Source organism: Bartonella queenslandensis AUST/NH15 (assembly GCF_000312585.1).
GTDB lineage: Bacteria > Pseudomonadota > Alphaproteobacteria > Rhizobiales > Rhizobiaceae > Bartonella > Bartonella queenslandensis_A.
The window spans coordinates 1-1,030 of sequence record NZ_HE998293.1 but is presented as its reverse complement, the minus strand read 5'-3'; the positions used below and the strand labels follow the sequence as shown (position 1 = coordinate 1,030).

The window sequence follows — 1,030 nt, the reverse complement described above, 5'->3', positions numbered from 1 at the left end:
GGAGTGTTTTTACACGCCCATCCATTATTTCAGGAAATCCAGTAACTTCAGCAACATCTTTTACGGGTAAACCAGCTGCTATGAGGGTTTTGGCTGTTCCTCCTGTTGAAATCAATTCAACATTGTAAATCGCATGAAGGGTTTGTGCAAATGCAACCACCCCTGTTTTATCAGACACAGAAAGAAGAACACGACGAACCCGATGAAGATCAGGTATGGGAAAATTTTTGGCAACAACACCCATAATAAAAGCCTTAAAAATGAAAGAGTTAAAATTCAAACAAAACAAGCTTATACGCTTATAGCAAAAGCCTTTAGCAAAATACACTGAAAGGATAAACTGTCTTTTTTAAAATATATGATGACTCACCTTGGTTTTATTATCCTGTAAAAATACCCTCATTTGAGATGTGGTGATAGGTATAAAAGCCTCATTGACATATTAAATGTTTTTTTGTTGCTTATAACGCAACATCTCATTTTTACAGCAGGTTTAAAACATAAAACACATCCATATGTTCTCTTCTATATTAGCTTTTGTATGTAAGATGAAGGCGCGAATATTGCATATACCCATTTGAGTTATCTCTAAAACGGGAAATAACCGGCAAGAGTATAAAATTATAACGGTAGAACCGTCCGCTCATTTTTCTTTTATGTTTTTCAAAAGCATTTATGACAATACTTTTAATAGAATGGTTTTTTAGAGTAAAAATAACATATTAGCCCACATTTTTGTACATTACATTTTTAATGAGATCATACTCTTCATGCAAAATAAAACGTTATCATATTGTGAATTCACGCATATTTATTCTAAAGAAAGCTTTTTCAATGAATCAACTTCTATTTTATGGTGGTCTTGTGAAAAGTGTCGTGTAAATCTTTCGTAAATGGTATAACAGACCCATTGTATCTATATTTAAAGATGCAAGTTAGGATAGCCATTCTCTTTATCCGTTTTCAATATTTTAATAACTCTTGCTTTAACAATACTCGGCCTTTGAGATGGAAAAGGTCTTGAGTTTTT

The 1,030-nt window shown here is 32.6% G+C and carries 1 pseudogene; it reads right to left on the bottom strand.

The features are described from left to right. Positions 1-244: pseudogene (purH, locus tag BN338_RS10235) on the bottom strand (bifunctional phosphoribosylaminoimidazolecarboxamide formyltransferase/IMP cyclohydrolase); the annotation flags it as partial. Between the last annotated feature and the right edge of the window lie 786 nt (positions 245-1,030).